Annotated in this window: 12 protein-coding genes; 8 read left to right on the forward strand and 4 right to left on the reverse strand. The window is 70.5% G+C overall.

Annotation, left to right across the window (positions count from 1 at the left end; genetic code table 11):
- The first annotated feature begins 73 nt into the window (after positions 1-73).
- The gene (gene glpK, locus ATL41_RS06270) at positions 74-1,591 is read left to right on the forward strand and encodes a glycerol kinase GlpK (RefSeq protein WP_098457708.1); all 1,518 of its coding nucleotides are present in this window, start codon (positions 74-76) and stop codon (positions 1,589-1,591) included.
- A gap of 189 nt (positions 1,592-1,780) precedes the next feature.
- On the opposite strand, the gene ATL41_RS06275 is transcribed toward glpK, so the two are convergent.
- The gene (locus ATL41_RS06275) at positions 1,781-2,926 is read right to left on the reverse strand and encodes a matrixin family metalloprotease (RefSeq protein WP_098457709.1); all 1,146 of its coding nucleotides are present in this window, start codon (positions 2,924-2,926) and stop codon (positions 1,781-1,783) included.
- A 170-nt stretch (positions 2,927-3,096) separates the two neighbouring features.
- Here ATL41_RS06275 and ATL41_RS06280 point away from each other — a divergent pair, with 170 nt between their 5' ends.
- The 3 genes from ATL41_RS06280 (at position 3,097) to ATL41_RS13155 (ending at position 6,139) form a co-directional block, all read left to right on the forward strand.
- Positions 3,097-4,407, forward strand: coding sequence for an alpha/beta fold hydrolase (locus tag ATL41_RS06280; RefSeq protein ID WP_098457710.1), 1,311 nt, complete (start codon positions 3,097-3,099; stop codon positions 4,405-4,407).
- A gap of 244 nt (positions 4,408-4,651) precedes the next feature.
- Entirely contained in the window at positions 4,652-5,692 is a 1,041-nt protein-coding gene (locus ATL41_RS13025) for a hypothetical protein (RefSeq protein ID WP_143556585.1), read from the forward strand.
- Between the two features lie 306 nt (positions 5,693-5,998).
- Positions 5,999-6,139 carry a hypothetical protein gene (locus ATL41_RS13155; protein ID WP_169924467.1) on the forward strand — a complete coding sequence of 47 codons (141 nt, stop codon included), beginning with the start codon at positions 5,999-6,001 and terminating at the stop codon, positions 6,137-6,139.
- Here ATL41_RS13155 and ATL41_RS06290 read toward each other — a convergent pair.
- Together ATL41_RS06290 and ATL41_RS06295 are read right to left on the reverse strand one after the other, a co-directional pair.
- Positions 6,136-6,825, reverse strand: a complete 690-nt coding sequence (locus ATL41_RS06290) for a hypothetical protein (RefSeq protein ID WP_143556586.1) — start codon at positions 6,823-6,825, stop codon at positions 6,136-6,138. The genes ATL41_RS13155 and ATL41_RS06290 overlap by 4 nt on opposite strands.
- 107 nt (positions 6,826-6,932) lie before the next feature.
- Positions 6,933-8,360, reverse strand: coding sequence for a helix-turn-helix domain-containing protein (locus ATL41_RS06295; RefSeq protein WP_098457713.1), 1,428 nt, complete (start codon positions 8,358-8,360; stop codon positions 6,933-6,935).
- A gap of 125 nt (positions 8,361-8,485) precedes the next feature.
- Between ATL41_RS06295 and ATL41_RS06300 the strand changes: the two genes are divergently transcribed.
- Both ATL41_RS06300 and ATL41_RS06305 read left to right on the forward strand, forming a co-directional pair.
- The gene (locus ATL41_RS06300; protein ID WP_098457714.1) at positions 8,486-10,471 is read left to right on the forward strand and encodes a phosphoenolpyruvate carboxykinase (GTP); all 1,986 of its coding nucleotides are present in this window, start codon (positions 8,486-8,488) and stop codon (positions 10,469-10,471) included.
- A gap of 140 nt (positions 10,472-10,611) precedes the next feature.
- The gene (locus ATL41_RS06305) at positions 10,612-11,952 is read left to right on the forward strand and encodes a GAF domain-containing protein (RefSeq protein ID WP_169924502.1); all 1,341 of its coding nucleotides are present in this window, start codon (positions 10,612-10,614) and stop codon (positions 11,950-11,952) included.
- Here the strand turns inward: ATL41_RS06305 and ATL41_RS06310 are convergent.
- Positions 11,928-12,143, reverse strand: a complete 216-nt coding sequence (locus ATL41_RS06310; protein WP_098457716.1) for a hypothetical protein — start codon at positions 12,141-12,143, stop codon at positions 11,928-11,930. The genes ATL41_RS06305 and ATL41_RS06310 overlap by 25 nt on opposite strands.
- A 244-nt stretch (positions 12,144-12,387) precedes the next feature.
- Here ATL41_RS06310 and ATL41_RS06315 point away from each other — a divergent pair, with 244 nt between their 5' ends.
- Positions 12,388-12,636: a DUF6458 family protein gene (locus tag ATL41_RS06315; protein ID WP_098457717.1), complete on the forward strand. Its 249-nt coding sequence runs from the start codon at positions 12,388-12,390 to the stop codon at positions 12,634-12,636.
- A 165-nt stretch (positions 12,637-12,801) separates the two neighbouring features.
- Positions 12,802-14,325: an acetaldehyde dehydrogenase ExaC gene (gene exaC, locus ATL41_RS06320; RefSeq protein WP_098457718.1), complete on the forward strand. Its 1,524-nt coding sequence runs from the start codon at positions 12,802-12,804 to the stop codon at positions 14,323-14,325.
- Positions 14,326-14,330: the final 5 nt, after the last annotated feature.

Genomic DNA, 14,330 nt, shown 5'->3' on the forward strand with positions numbered 1-14,330 from the left:
GAGGCCGCCGTGAGCGGCGGCCTTCCGTCGGCACACCTGAACTCCCGCACACCACGCGAAGGAAACCTGGACCATGACGAAGAAGTACGTCCTTGCGATCGACCAGGGCACGACGAGCTCCCGGGCGATCCTCTTCACCCACGAGGGCACGATCCACTCGGTCGGCCAGCTCGAGCACGACCAGATCTTCCCGCAGGCCGGCTGGGTCGAGCACAACCCGGAGCAGATCTGGAACAACGTCCGCGAGGCCGTCGGCATCGCGCTGACGCGCGGCAACGCCACCCACGAGGACATCGCCGCCGTCGGCATCACGAACCAGCGCGAGACCGCGGTCGTGTGGGACAAGACGACCGGCAAGCCCGTCTACAACGCGATCGTCTGGCAGGACACCCGCACCCAGAAGATCGTCGACGAGCTGGGCGGTGACGACGGGCCCGAGAAGTACAAGGACATCGTCGGCCTCCCCCTCGCGACCTACTTCTCCGGCCCGAAGGTCAAGTGGATCCTCGACAACGTCGACGGCGCCCGCGAGGCCGCCGAGCGCGGCGACCTGCTGTTCGGCAACACCGACACCTGGGTCCTGTGGAACATGACGGGCGGCCCCGAGGGCGGCGTGCACGTCACCGACGTCACCAACGCGTCGCGCACGATGCTCATGAACATCGACTCGCTCACCTGGAACGAGGACATCGCGAACGACATGGGCATCCCCATGTCGATGCTCCCCGAGATCCGTTCGTCGTCCGAGGTATACGGCCACGGGCGCTCGCGCGGCATGGTCCCCGGCGTGCCGATCGCTGGCATCCTCGGCGACCAGCAGGCGGCGACGTTCGGCCAGGCGTGCTTCGAGGTCGGTACGGCCAAGAACACGTACGGCACGGGCAACTTCATGCTCCTCAACACCGGCACGGAGCCGGTGCGCTCCGAGAACGGCCTGCTGACGACGGTCTGCTACAAGATCGGCGACCAGCCAGCGGTGTACGCGCTCGAGGGTTCGATCGCGGTGACGGGCTCGCTCGTGCAGTGGCTGCGGGACAACCTCGGCATGTTCGACGACGCCCCGGACATCGAGCACCTCGCTCGCAAGGTGGACGACAACGGTGGTGCGTACTTCGTGCCGGCGTTCTCGGGCCTGTTCGCGCCGCACTGGCGCTCGGACGCGCGCGGTGCGCTCGTCGGCCTGACGCGGTACGTCAACAAGAACCACATCGCGCGTGCGGCTCTGGAGGCCACGGCCTTCCAGACGCGCGAGGTCCTCGACGCGATGAACGCCGACTCGGGTGTCCCGCTCAAGGAGCTCAAGGTCGACGGCGGCATGGTGTCCAACGAGCTGCTCATGCAGTTCCAGGCGGACATCCTCGACGTCGAGGTCGTGCGTCCGAAGGTCGCGGAGACGACGGCGCTCGGTGCGGCCTATGCGGCCGGCATCGCCGTCGGGTTCTGGGAGGGCGAGCAGGACGTCCGCGACAACTGGGCCGAGGGCGGCCGCTGGAAGCCGACGATCGAGCCGGAGGAGCGCGACCGTCAGTACCGCCTCTGGAAGAAGGCCGTCACGAAGACCCTCGACTGGGTCGACGACGACGTGAAGTAGTCCGCCTTCACCACGGATCGCCCGTCCGCACACGTCACGTGTGCAGGCGGGCGATCCGTCTGTCCGGGCGTTTTGGCCGATCGCTCGGATGCACGCGTCACGTGGGGATCCGGGCGATCCGTCGGCTGGGGCCAGCCGGCCCGGGGCGGAGCCGTCCGGGTCGGGTGGAGCCGGCCGGGGCGGGCGGCTTCAGAGGGTGGGCTGGCACTCCCCCGAGCCAAGGATGGCAAGACCCGCACGGTCCCCCGGGCCCCAGGTCGTCTGCGACGAGTCGTGGGGGTGCATCAGCGCTGTCGTGTCCTCGACGTGGTCGAGCCCCAGGAGGTGACCGACCTCGTGCCGCAGCACCTGGACGTAGGCAGGCTCGCCCGCGTATCGGGGGTAGGCCAGCATCGTCGTGTCGATCGCGACGGCGCCCGTGACGTACCCGGCTTTGCCGCCCACCTCGAGCGCGGACGCCCCGCCCAGTCCCGCGGTGCGGCCTGCCAGCTCCGGGATCTCGCTCTCGTCGGCGAACCCGACGATCACGGGCGCCCACTGCCCGCCGTAGCGGTCGGGCTGGTACGCCTCGCGCTCGAAGCTCACGCGCTCGGTGGTCGGGCCGTCGAGCACGAACGTGAGCCCCGACAGCTCGCTCGCCTCGGCGAGCACGTGGCTCACCCAGTCGACGAAGTCGTCAGGAGCCTGGGCGGTGTCGACGACGACGTGGATCGGGCGGCAGGGCGACCAGGTCACCGGCGTGTCGTGGTGCGTGTCGAGGAAGGCGTAGGAGCCCTCGAGGCCCGCCGTGCTGACGGCGGGAAGCAGGCGCTCCGGCTGCTCCTCGAACCCGGGGGGCGGGCCCTGCTGAGACGTCACGCGCGGCATCGCCGCGTGGTCCGAGAGCGCGACGGCGAGCGATGGGTCGACCTTTCCCGTCCCCCAGCGGTCGTAGCTGACGATGAGCGCGACGACGACGATCACGATCGTGATGAAGCCGGTGAGCGGGTTGCTGTCCTTCCGTGCACGCACGGGCACCGGCGCCCGCCAGGCCTCCGGCGGGGCCTGCCGCGCGCGCACCCGACCCGCCTTACGGTCGTACCGCGTGAACGCCCGGGCCAGGTCCTCGTCCTGCCGCAGCTGCCGCTCCATCGCGGCCCAGGTCGCGTCGACGTCCTGAGGAGTCCACGACGTCGCGCCAGGCGTGCTGCTCGCGGGGACGCCCGGGTTCGCGGTCGGCTCGGGCTCCGGTGACCACGACAGCGTCTCGTCGCCCCCGGCGGCGTCGTCGCCCCCGGCGGCGTCGTCGCGCCGCGGGTCCCCGGGGGGAGTCGCGGGGTCGCCGGGCGCAGTCACCCCCTCATCGTTGCCTATCGGGCGAGACACGTCACCCACGTCGTTCGTCCCGCCGCTTCCACATCCGCTCCTCTGCCCGGTGTCCCCGCGACAGCGGCGAGTGGCGAGTGGCGAGTGGCGCCAGCCGTGACCATCGCATCTCGTCAGGGTGCGGGTGGGAGCATGGGCTCATGAGCCTTCACCGCCTGCCCGGTATCCGTGCCGTCGACCACGTCGTGACGGTCCCGCTCGTCCACGGCGACGAGTCCGACACGCGCACGATCACGGTGCTCGCGCGCGAGCTCGTCTCGGCGACCCGCGCGGGCGACGACCTGCCTCTCCTCCTCTTCTTGCAGGGCGGACCCGGCGGCAGGTCTCCGCGCCCGCTCGGGAGCGACGGCTGGTGGGCTGCGGCGCTCGACCGGTTCCGTGTCGTGCTGCTCGACCAGCGCGGGACGGGGCGTTCGACACCAGTCACCGCGGCAACCATGGCGGCGCTCGCAGACGGCGCGGGCTCGGACCCGGCTGCCCAGGCCGCGGCGCAGGCGGAGTACCTCGCGCACTTCCGCGCGGACGCGATCGTCGCCGACGCCGAGGCCGTGCGTCGGCAGGTCTACGGCGGGCGCCGGTGGACGACGCTCGGCCAGTCGTACGGCGGCTTCCTCACGCTCACCTACCTGTCCCGGCACCCCGAGGCGCTCGACGCGTGCCTCGTGACGGGTGGCCTCGCGAGCATCCACCCGGACGCGACGGCCCTCTACACGAACACGTGGGCGCGGACGCTGGTGAAGAACGAGGCGATGCGCCGCCGCCACGCGGGCGACGCGGAGATCCTCGCGCGCGTCGCCGACGTGCTCGACGCAGGCGAGACGCGCCTGCCGAACGGCGACGTCGTCTCCGTGCGCCGCCTGCAGTCGCTCGGCATGGACCTCGGCATGAAGGCCGGTGCGGACCGCATCCACTGGCTGCTCGACGACGCGTTCCTGCCCGACGGCGCGCCCGGTTCGGACGAGCGCCTCTCCGACACCTTCCTCGCCGGGCTCGAAGCCGCGACGGGCTTCCGCACGAACCCGCTCTACGCGGTGCTGCACGAGTCCATCTACGCGAGCGGCGACGCCGTCACGCCGTGGGCGGCCTCCGCGACGATGCCGCCCGAGTTCTCACCCGACGCACGGCCGCTCCAGCTCACGGGCGAGATGATCCTGCCCTGGATGTTCGAGGAGATCTCCGAGCTGCGGCCGTTCCGTGCGGCGACCGAGGCGCTCCACGCGCGCTCGTCGTGGCCCGAGCTGTACGACCGCGAGCGCCTCGCCTCGAACGACGTGCCTGTCGTCGCGGCGGTCTACCACGACGACATGTTCGTCCCGGCGGACCTGTCGCTCGCGACGGCGACCGAGGTCGGCAACGTGCGCACGTGGATCACGAACGAGCACGAGCACGACGGTCTGCGCGTGGGCAACGCGCTGCCGCACCTGCTCGGCATGCTCGACGAGGGGCTGTAGCGCCGCGCCGTCAGGCCGGGGCGTGCCGCTCGAGGAAGCGGTACACCTCGCCGTCGTCGACGCCAGAGCCTCAGGGGGTACCTGGACGGCTCCCGGGATCGCCGGCCGCGCCATCGTGGAGCATCGGCGGGGTTGCACGCTCTCGAGTCGCCATTCACGCCGCAGGCACGTTGCCGAAGACACTTCTCCAAGGATCCGAGGACAGAGGGTAGAAGTTCCTCAAGTCCGACGCTAGGTTGATTCCGTGCGCTCCGCAGGGGGAGCGAGCCGACCCTACGAGGGGCGACTTGAGAGAGAGATGACAACCTCTACCCGCACGACAATCACCTTCGCCACAGCTGCGGCGATTCTCATAAGTTCCACTGGCATCGCACAGGCCCACGACCCAAACGCCGCCGCCAATGAAGTCGCCCAGAGCATCGCTACTGTAGCGCCCGAGGTTGGCACATTGATCGATCCGACAGAATTGGGCGATAAGTTCCGCGCGTCCAGCACTCACACCCGCATCACAATCCCCACTGAGGGCGACGGCCAGATCGAGGTCGCATCTGCAGACCCATCAGTTCCTGAGATTGCCGTTGAGCTCCCAGATCTCGTACGATCAAGTTCCGGCAGCCAGGCTGACGACGGAACTGTGGTTCTTGAAAGTGACGACAACGCCTCGATCGCCGTGCAGGGGATCGCTGACGGATCGTTCCGACTTCTTTCAGTGCTGGAGGGGCGAAGCGCAGAAGAACGGTACACATACCGTTTCGTGGGGGCCGATCTCCAATCGCAAGAGGACGGCTCTGTGCTGGTTCTCGGACATGGTGCGACGATTGGAGCAATCGAGGCGCCTTGGGCGCGCGACGCTGACGGACGAGAGGTTCCGACTCGGTACGAAGTGAGCGGTGACAATCTGGTCCAGGTCATAGATCACAGGTCCGGCGATTTCACCTACCCGATCACAGCAGACCCTTACGCATCGATCGGAATTGGCGTCTACATTCATTTCACTCGTGCAGAGACCAAGACCCTTGCCAACTCGGTCGGCGGAGCATCTGGCATTGGCGCGTTCTGCACGGCATGGGCCATCAAGCTGGCGAAGACTCCCGCGAGTGCAGCTGCGGGTGCGGTCCTCTCAGGGGCATGCCTTGTTGGCGGGCTTCGATTGGTATACCACGCCGGCAAGGCGGAGAACTCTAGCCCCAAGAAGTGCCTCTATCTGCGATACATCGGCGTCGGCACGACGGTCGTGCCCCAGTACCTCCACGTCGGCGAGTACCGGGACTCACGATGCAAATGAGCGCCAAGACTCTGACGATCTGCTGGTGGGCGGCCATGGTGACATGCGGCGCGATGGTTGTTGCCACCTTCCTCACCGTGGGATCCCCCGCGAACGGGTACTTCACGGCGGGCGCTCTCATATCGATGCTCATATCGGTCTTCTTTAGTGGAAGGCCGCGGGGGCAGCGAGGTCCCACTCGGAACAAGGGGTCGGACTGACAGCAGCAGAGTCCTCACCACTACATGCCCCACTCGGGCGATTCACCATTGCTGGCGCTGGATCGCCCGGGTGTGAGCATGCCCTCGTGAGTGGGCCGCGGCGACGATGCCGCCAGACCTGTCGCTCGCGACAGCCGTCGAGGTCGGCAACGTGCGCACGTGGATCACCAACGAGCACGAGCACGACGGCCTGCGCGTGGGCGATGCGCTCCAGCACCTGCTCGGCATGCTCGACGAAGGGCTCTAGCTCGGCACGTGCGTCCCGAGCTCCTCAGCCGGGCGCGACGCCCGGCCCCAGAGGCGCACCGCCAGCCCGATGACGATGATCGCGAACCCCAGCGCGAGATGCCCCGTCGAGAGGTTGGCGACGGGTGACGACGCCCGATCGAGGTCGGCCATGACGGCGTCCAGCGCAGAGCCGGCGTCCGTGCCGAGCACCCGGGCCGCGACGTCGGGCAGGACGCTGCTCGTGATCAGCGCAGCCGCGACGGTCGCTGCGACCTGCCACGCACCGACGATGATGAGCGTGCGCGCCGCGACCCGGCGGACGCAACGTCCGCGGGCGATGAGAACGAGCGCGGTCGATGCCGCAACGAGCAGCGCGGCAGGCCACGCGCGCTCGAGCACATCCGCGGTTGCGTGGAGCCGCGACTCCGTGTCGGTGAGTGCCACGTACGACATGCTCACGGTCTCGACGCCGGCGCCGATCGACTCGAGCCAGCCCCGGACCGGGAACGTCAGCGAGGCGTCGCCGGACGCATGGTCGGCCAGGCTGGTGAGGATCTGGAACGTGAGGAGGGCGAGCGCAGCCGCCGCGGTGACGAAGGCGACGCCCATCAGTGCCGCAGGGCGCGCGGGCGATCCGGTCCCGCGGCGTGACGCCGCGCTCTCGTCGATGTCCACGTCTGTGATGCCGCTTGCCTGATGCCTCATCCGTACCCCCTGGGAACGGGGTGCGTCCGCGCTCGTCGCGGTGCCCCCGTGACACGTCACGCTAGCGGGGCGCCGCTCGCGAAGACAAGGAAGGTTGTGCGGAGCCGTCAGGCCGGGGCGTGCCGCTCGAGGAAGCGATACACCTCGCCGTCGTCGACGCCCGGGAACGTGCCCCGGGGCAGGGCAGCGAGGACGTGGCTGTGCATCTTCGCGCTCGGCCACGCGGCGTCGCCCCAGCGCTGTGCGAGCCGCTCGGGCGGGCGCTGGCAGCACGCCGCGTCCGGGCAGGTGGAGGTCATGCGGCGCGTCGTCTCGCGGCCGCGGAACCACTTCACGTCGCTGAACGGCACGCCGACGCTGATCGAGAACTCGCCGCTCTCGGCGGTGCCGGTCTGCGTCGAGCACCAGTAGGTGCCGTTGGGCTTGTCCGTGTACTGGTAGTACTCGCTCGCCCTGTCGCGGGACGCGAACGCCTGCCGTGCCGCCCACCTGCGGCAGACCGTCTGACCCTCGATCGCGCCCGTGACGTCGGCCGGGAAGCGCACGCCGTCGTTCTCGTAGCCGCGCATGAGCGTCCCGTCGCCGTCGACGCGGCAGTAGTGCAGGTGGATGCCGAGGTGCGCGGTCGCGAGGTTGGTGAACCGCTGCGCCGCGGCGTCGTGCGCGATGCCGAACGCGTCGCGGAAGTCCGCGACGGCGAGGTCCTTCTCCTTCTTGCGCACGGTGAGCCACTCGACGGCGGTCGAGCGCGGGGCGAGGCACGCGGCGGCGAAGTAGTTGATCTCGAGCCGCTGCCTCAGGAAGTCCGCGTACGACGCGGGACGCTCGTGGCCGAGGACGCGGTGCGCGATCGCCTGCAGCGCGAGGGACCGCAGGCCGTGACCACCCGGGATCGAGGCGGGCGGCAGGTAGATCCGCCCGTTCGCGAGGTCGGTGACGGTGCGGGTCGACGACGGCAGGTCGTCCGTGTGCAGGATCTGGAAGCCGAGCTGCTCGGCGAGGACCGCGACGACGCGGTGCGTGAGCGGGCCTGACGTGTACCCGGCCTTGCGGACGAGCGGCTCGGCGAGCTCCTCGATCTCCGGGAGGTAGTTGTCGACCTCGCGCATCTCGAGGCGCAGCGCGGTGCTCGCGCGGCGCGCTTCCTCGGGCGTCGCGACGGCCTCGGCGTCGCGACGGGCGAGCTCGCGGTGCAGGCCGACCAGCGTCTCGAGGACCGGCAGCGGGAGCTTCTGGCTCGACTTCACCTCGGGGAGGCCGAGCCGGCCGAACGTCGTCGACCGCTGGGCGCGGTCGAGCTCGATCTCGAGCGCGGCACGGTGCGACGGCGGCTCGGTCGACAAGAGCGCCGGCACGTCCACGCCGAGGGCGGCGGCGAGGGTACCGAGCGCGCTGATGCGCGGCTCGCGCTTTCCGTTCTCGATGAGGGAGAGCTGCGACGGCGCGAGGCCGGTCGCGGCGGAGAGGTCGTCGAGCGTGAGACCGGCCTCGGTCCGGAAGTGCCTGATGCGGCGGCCGAGCGTGATGAGGTCCATTCGTTGACGATAACGAAAGATCCGCCGATCTTCACAGGCTCGCGCCCATGAATCGCGTTCGGAAGGCGGCGAAGGTGGAAGCAGGACGGGCTGCCGACGCCCGCCGGACACGACAGGAGCCACCGATGAGCGTCATCGACCGTCCCCGCCTCGACCTGCCGCACGCGCCGGGCACGCTGCCCTCCCCGCGCGACGCGCTCGGCCGCCCGCTCACCGCGGGCGAGTGGGTCGACGCCGTCGCCGCGTTCCTCGAGCCTGACCAGGTCGTGTGGTGCGACGGCTCCGCCGAGGAGCGCACCGCGCTCCTCGAGCACCTCGTCGAGGCGGGCACGCTCCTCCCCCTCGCCCCTGACAAGCGCCCCGGCAGCTACCTCGCCCGCTCCGACCCGTCCGACGTCGCACGCGTCGAGTCGCGCACCTTCATCTGCTCCGAGCGCGAGGAGGACGCCGGTCCCACGAACAACTGGTGCGCACCCGACGAGATGCGCCGTGAGCTGCACACCGTCGCCGCAGGCGCGATGAGGGGCCGCACGATGTTCGTCGTGCCGTTCTCGATGGGACCGGTCGGCGGACCCATCTCCCAGCTCGGCATCCAGCTCACGGACTCGCCCTACGTCGTCGTGTCGATGGGCATCATGACGCGCGTCGGCGCGCAGGTCACCGCCCTCATCGACGCAGGTGCGCCGTTCGTCCCCGCCGTCCACACCGTCGGCACGCCGCTGCGTCCGCTCGTCGACGAGCCGGGCCTCGCGGACCTCTTCCCCGTCCAGCGGGACAGCTCCCGCCCACGCCGCACGACGGCGTCGGGCATCCCCGCGCCGCACCCGGACGACGTGCCGTGGCCGTGCAACGACACGAAGTACATCGTGCACCTGCCCGAGACGCGCGAGATCTGGTCGTACGGCTCCGGCTACGGCGGCAACGCCCTGCTCGGCAAGAAGTGCTTCGCGCTGCGCATCGCGTCCGTCATGGCGCGCGACGACGGCTGGCTCGCCGAGCACATGCTGCTCATCCGGGCGACGTCGCCCGAGGGCCGCGCCTACCACCTCGCCGCCGCGTTCCCGTCGGCGTGCGGCAAGACGAACCTCGCGATGCTCCAGCCGACGATCCCCGGCTGGAAGGTCGAGACGGTCGGTGACGACATCGCCTGGCTGCGCCCCGGACCCGACGGGACGCTGCGCGCGATCAACCCCGAGGCGGGCTTCTTCGGTGTCGCGCCCGGCACCGGCTGGTCGACCAACCCGACCGCGATGCGCACGATCGCTCGGGACACGATCTTCACGAACGTCGCCCTGACCGACGACGGCGACGTGTGGTGGGAGGGCATGACCGACGAGCCGCCCGCGCACCTGACGGACTGGCGCGGCGAGGACTGGACCCCCGGCTGCGGGCGCCCGGCCGCGCACCCGAACGCGCGGTTCACGGTCGCGGCCGCGCAGTGCCCGTCGATGGCGGACACCTGGGAGGACCCGGCCGGCGTCCCGGTCGACGCGATCGTCTTCGGCGGGCGCCGCGCGACCAACGTGCCGCTCGTCGCCGAGGCGTACTCGTGGGAGCACGGCGTCTTCCTCGGCGCGACCATCTCCTCCGAACAGACTGCCGCCGCCGAGGGCACGGTCGGTGAGCTGCGCCGCGACCCGTTCGCGATGCTGCCGTTCTGCGGCTACGACATGGCCGGGCACTGGGCGCACTGGCTGCGCGTCGGCGCGAGCCTCGACCCGTCGAAGCGGCCGCTCGTCTTCCAGGTCAACTGGTTCCGCAAGAGCGCGGACGGGCGCTTCCTGTGGCCGGGATTCGGGGAGAACTCGCGTGTGATCGAGTGGGTCGCGCGGCGCACCGACTCCCGCCGCAGCCCCGACGCCCCGGGCACCGTGCGCGGCACCGTCGGGCTCCTGCCGCGGCTCGACGACCTGAACCTCGACGGCCTGGACGTCTCCGAGCAGGACCTCACGGAGCTGTTCTCGGTCGACCCGAACGCCGGCCTCGTCGAGGCCGCCTCGACCGAGGAGCTGTTCGACCGCTTCGACGGCCGCGTCCCTGCCGAGCTGCGCGGCGAGCTCGAGTCCTTGCGCGAGAGGTTCGTCGCCGACATCCGCGGGGACGTGGACTGACACCCCCGCCCTGCTCAGCGGCGCCGTCGGCATCCGGAACGCATGCCGACGGCGTCGCCGGGCCCGTTTTCGCCCCTGGCAGGTCCACGGACCGCTTGTTAGCCTCGCCGCACCGACCAACGACGATCGGAAGGAACCCTGTGGGCCCCGGTGCGAGGACTGGCGATCACGCGACGCTGCGTCGCGTCGTCGCGGAGTCGTGGCGGCGCTCGCGCGGCTTCGCGCTCGACCCAGACGCCGTGCCCGGCGTCGTCGATGTCGCGGACGACGAGCTGCGCGCCTACCGCGCGGAGCACCCGCTCGTCGCGGCTCGCCCGATCATCGACCGGCTGCTCGTCCAGCACGCGGCGGACGCCGGCCTCATCGTGGCGATCGGCGACCAGTCGGGCAGGCTGCTGTGGGTCGACGGCGACCGCAGGCTGCGTCGCCGCGCGGAGGCGATCGCGTTCCAGGAGGGTGCGGACTGGTCCGAGCGTGCGGCGGGGACGAGCGCGCCGGGGACGGCTCTCGCGCTCGGGCGCGCGGTGCAGATCCGCGGCGAGGAGCACTTCGCGCGGATGGTGCACCCGTGGTCGTGCTCGGCGGTGCCGCTACGCGACAGGGCGACCGGTGCCTTGCTCGGCGTCCTCGACGTGACCGGCGGCGAGGAGGCGGTCGCACCCGTGACGCTGCCGCTGCTCGAGGCGACCGCTGCGGCGGTCGAGGCGGAGCTCGCGCTCGTCGCGCGGGGTCGCGCGTCGATCCCCTCGCTCGTGCCGGCGGCGCCACGGCTGCACGTGGCCGGACCGGCGTCGACGCGCCGGACACCGCAGGCGGCGCCGCCCGTGCTCTCGATCCTCGGCCGGGACGACGGCGTGCTGCGCTCGTCGTCGGGTGAGGTGGTCCTGTCGCAGCGGCACGCGGAGATCCTCACGGTCCTCGCGGACCGGCCCGAGGGCTTGTCCGCGACCGAGCTCGCGGACGCGGTCTACGGCCGCGACGACGCCGTCGTGACCCTGCGTGCGGAGATGGTGCGCCTGCGGCGCGCTCTGCGGAACGTGGCCCCGCAGCTCGGGCCGCTCGCGCGGCCCTACCGGCTCGGTGGGCGTCTCGACGTCGACGCGCACCAGGTCCTGGCGTTCCTCGAGCGTGGGGCGCACCGCATCGCGCTCGCCGCGTACACGGGGCCGGTCCTGCCTGCGTCGGAGGCGCCGGGCCCGGCGCACCTGCGCGACGTCGTGCGGTCACAGCTGCGCGAGTCTCTGCTCGCGGGCGCGAGCGTCGACACGCTCCTCGCGTTCGCGCGCACGAGCGACGGCGCCGACGACGTCGAGGTGTGGCTCGAGTGCTTGCGGCTCCTGCCGCCGCGGTCACCGCGGCGGGCTGCGGTCGTCGCGAGGCTCGAAGAGCTCGACGCAGCGCTCACGACACCGGCGCGTCGAGACGAGCCGAGGCAAGCCCGGCAGACGGGCGCCGGTCAGCCCAGGCGCTTGCGCGGATAGCTGCGCGAGGTGACGTGCCGAGGCTCGCCCATGGCGACCTCGAGGACGCTCGCTGCGTTGAAGAGTGCCGCGTCGGCCGCGATACGCGACCGGCTCAGCGCCGCTGACCGGCGGCGGGAAACGGGACGCCCGGCCCCGTCGGCGCGCCGCGCGAGCGCCTGCTGAAAGGGCACGACGTTGCCCTGGTTCATGATGGATCCCCGATTTCCTTGCATCCCCGATGAGCGCTGACGCGTCGACGCGTCGGCTCCGGATCTCACAGTAGACGTTTCTGGTGTTCTCGGCAGGGGGAAACGTCCCACCAAGGCCGGGTGAACTGCGTAGTGTCGCGATATGCACCACCCCGCCAGGGTGGAATCACCTATCTCGGGATGCGGGCTGCCCCGACCCCGCTGAGACTCGAAGGGACAGTCAGTCCCACGGAACGGAGCAGTCATGGGTATCGGCGGAGGCATCTTCCTCATCGCGGTCGGCGCGGTCCTGGCGTTCGGGCTCAGCCCCGACGCGTGGGAAGTCTTCAACATCAACACCATCGGCTACATCCTCATGGCGGTCGGCGCGCTCGCCCTGATCCTCGCGTTCGCGATGCAGTCGCAGCGCCGTAACACGAGCCACACGGCGTACGTCGAGAAGCACGACGTCGACCACCAGGTCCCGCCGACGAACAACCCGCCCACGGCCTGACCGAGCACGCAGCAGCGAGGCGGCGTCGACCTTCGGGTCGGCGCCGCCTCGCTGCGCAAGAGACCTAGGTCCTGCGATGCAACGTCGCGCAACCTTCGTCGACCTAGCGTCGGTGACGAGCCTCCGCACGAGGCGCTCACAGACAACGACGTCGAAGGAGCCACCATGACCGTGTACGCCGCCCCCGGGACCCCTGACAGCCTGGTCACGTTCAAGTCCCGCTACGAGCACTGGATCGGCGGTGAGTGGGTACGGCCCGTGCAGGGCCAGTACTTCGAGGACATCTCCCCCGTCACCGGCAAGCCGTTCGCCGAGGTCGCGCGCGGCACCGCCGAGGACATCGAGGCCGCGCTCGACGCAGCGCACAAGGCGGCGCCCGCCTGGGGCCGCACGAGCGCGACCGAGCGCGCCGCCATCCTCAACAAGATCGCCGACGTCATCGACGCCAACCGCGAGATGCTCGCCGTCGCCGAGACCTGGGACAACGGGAAGGCCATCCGCGAACCCCTCAACGCGGACCTGCCGCTCGCCGCCGACCACTTCCGCTACTTCGCCTCGGTCATCCGCGCCCAGGAGGGCGAGTTCACCGAGCTCGACGGCGACACCGTCGCCTACCACTACGCCGAGCCGCTCGGCGTCGTCGGGCAGATCATCCCCTGGAACTTCCCGCTGCTCATGGCGACGTGGAAGCTCGCGCCCGCCCTCGCGGCGGGCAACGCCGTCGTGCTCAAGCCTGCTGAGCAGACGCCCGTGTCGATCCTCGTGCTCATCGAGCTCATCGGCGACATCCTGCCGCCGGGCGTCGTGAACATCGTCAACGGCTTCGGTCTCGAGGCCGGCAAGCCGCTCGCGTCCTCCAAGCGCATCCGCAAGATCGCCTTCACCGGCGAGACGACGACCGGCCGGCTCATCCTCCAGTACGCGTCCGCGAACCTCATCCCGTCGACCGTCGAGCTGGGCGGCAAGAGCCCCAACCTGTTCTTCGAGGACGTCGCCGCGCAGAACGACTCGTACTACGACAAGGCGCAGGAAGGGTTCGTGCTCTTCGCGTTCAACCAGGGCGAGGTGTGCACCTGCCCCAGCCGCTCGCTCATCCAGAAGAGCATCTACGACACGTTCCTGTCGGACGCGATCGACCGCACCAAGCGCGTCGTGCAGGGCAACCCGCTCGACACCGACACGCAGGTCGGCGCGCAGGCGTCCAACGACCAGCTCGAGAAGATCCTGTCCTACATCGACATCGGCAAGCAGGAGGGCGCCAAGCTGCTCCTCGGTGGTGAGCGCGTCGACCTCGGCGGTGACCTGACGGACGGCTACTACGTCGCACCGACGATCTTCGAGGGACAGAACAAGATGCGTGTCTTCCAGGAGGAGATCTTCGGGCCCGTCGTCGCGGTGACGAGCTTCGAGGACTTCGACGACGCGATCTCCCTCGCGAACGACACCCTCTACGGCCTCGGTGCCGGCGTGTGGTCGCGCAACGGCAACACCGCCTACCGCGCCGGTCGGGCCATCCAGGCGGGACGGGTCTGGGTGAACAACTACCACGCTTACCCCGCGGGGGCGGCGTTCGGCGGCTACAAGAGCTCGGGCATCGGCCGCGAGAACTCGAAGCTCGCGTTGAGCCACTACCAGCAGACCAAGAACCTGCTGGTGAGCTACTCCGACACCGCGCTCGGCTTCTTCTAGACCGG

Source organism: Flavimobilis soli (assembly GCF_002564025.1).
GTDB lineage: Bacteria > Actinomycetota > Actinomycetes > Actinomycetales > Cellulomonadaceae > Flavimobilis > Flavimobilis soli.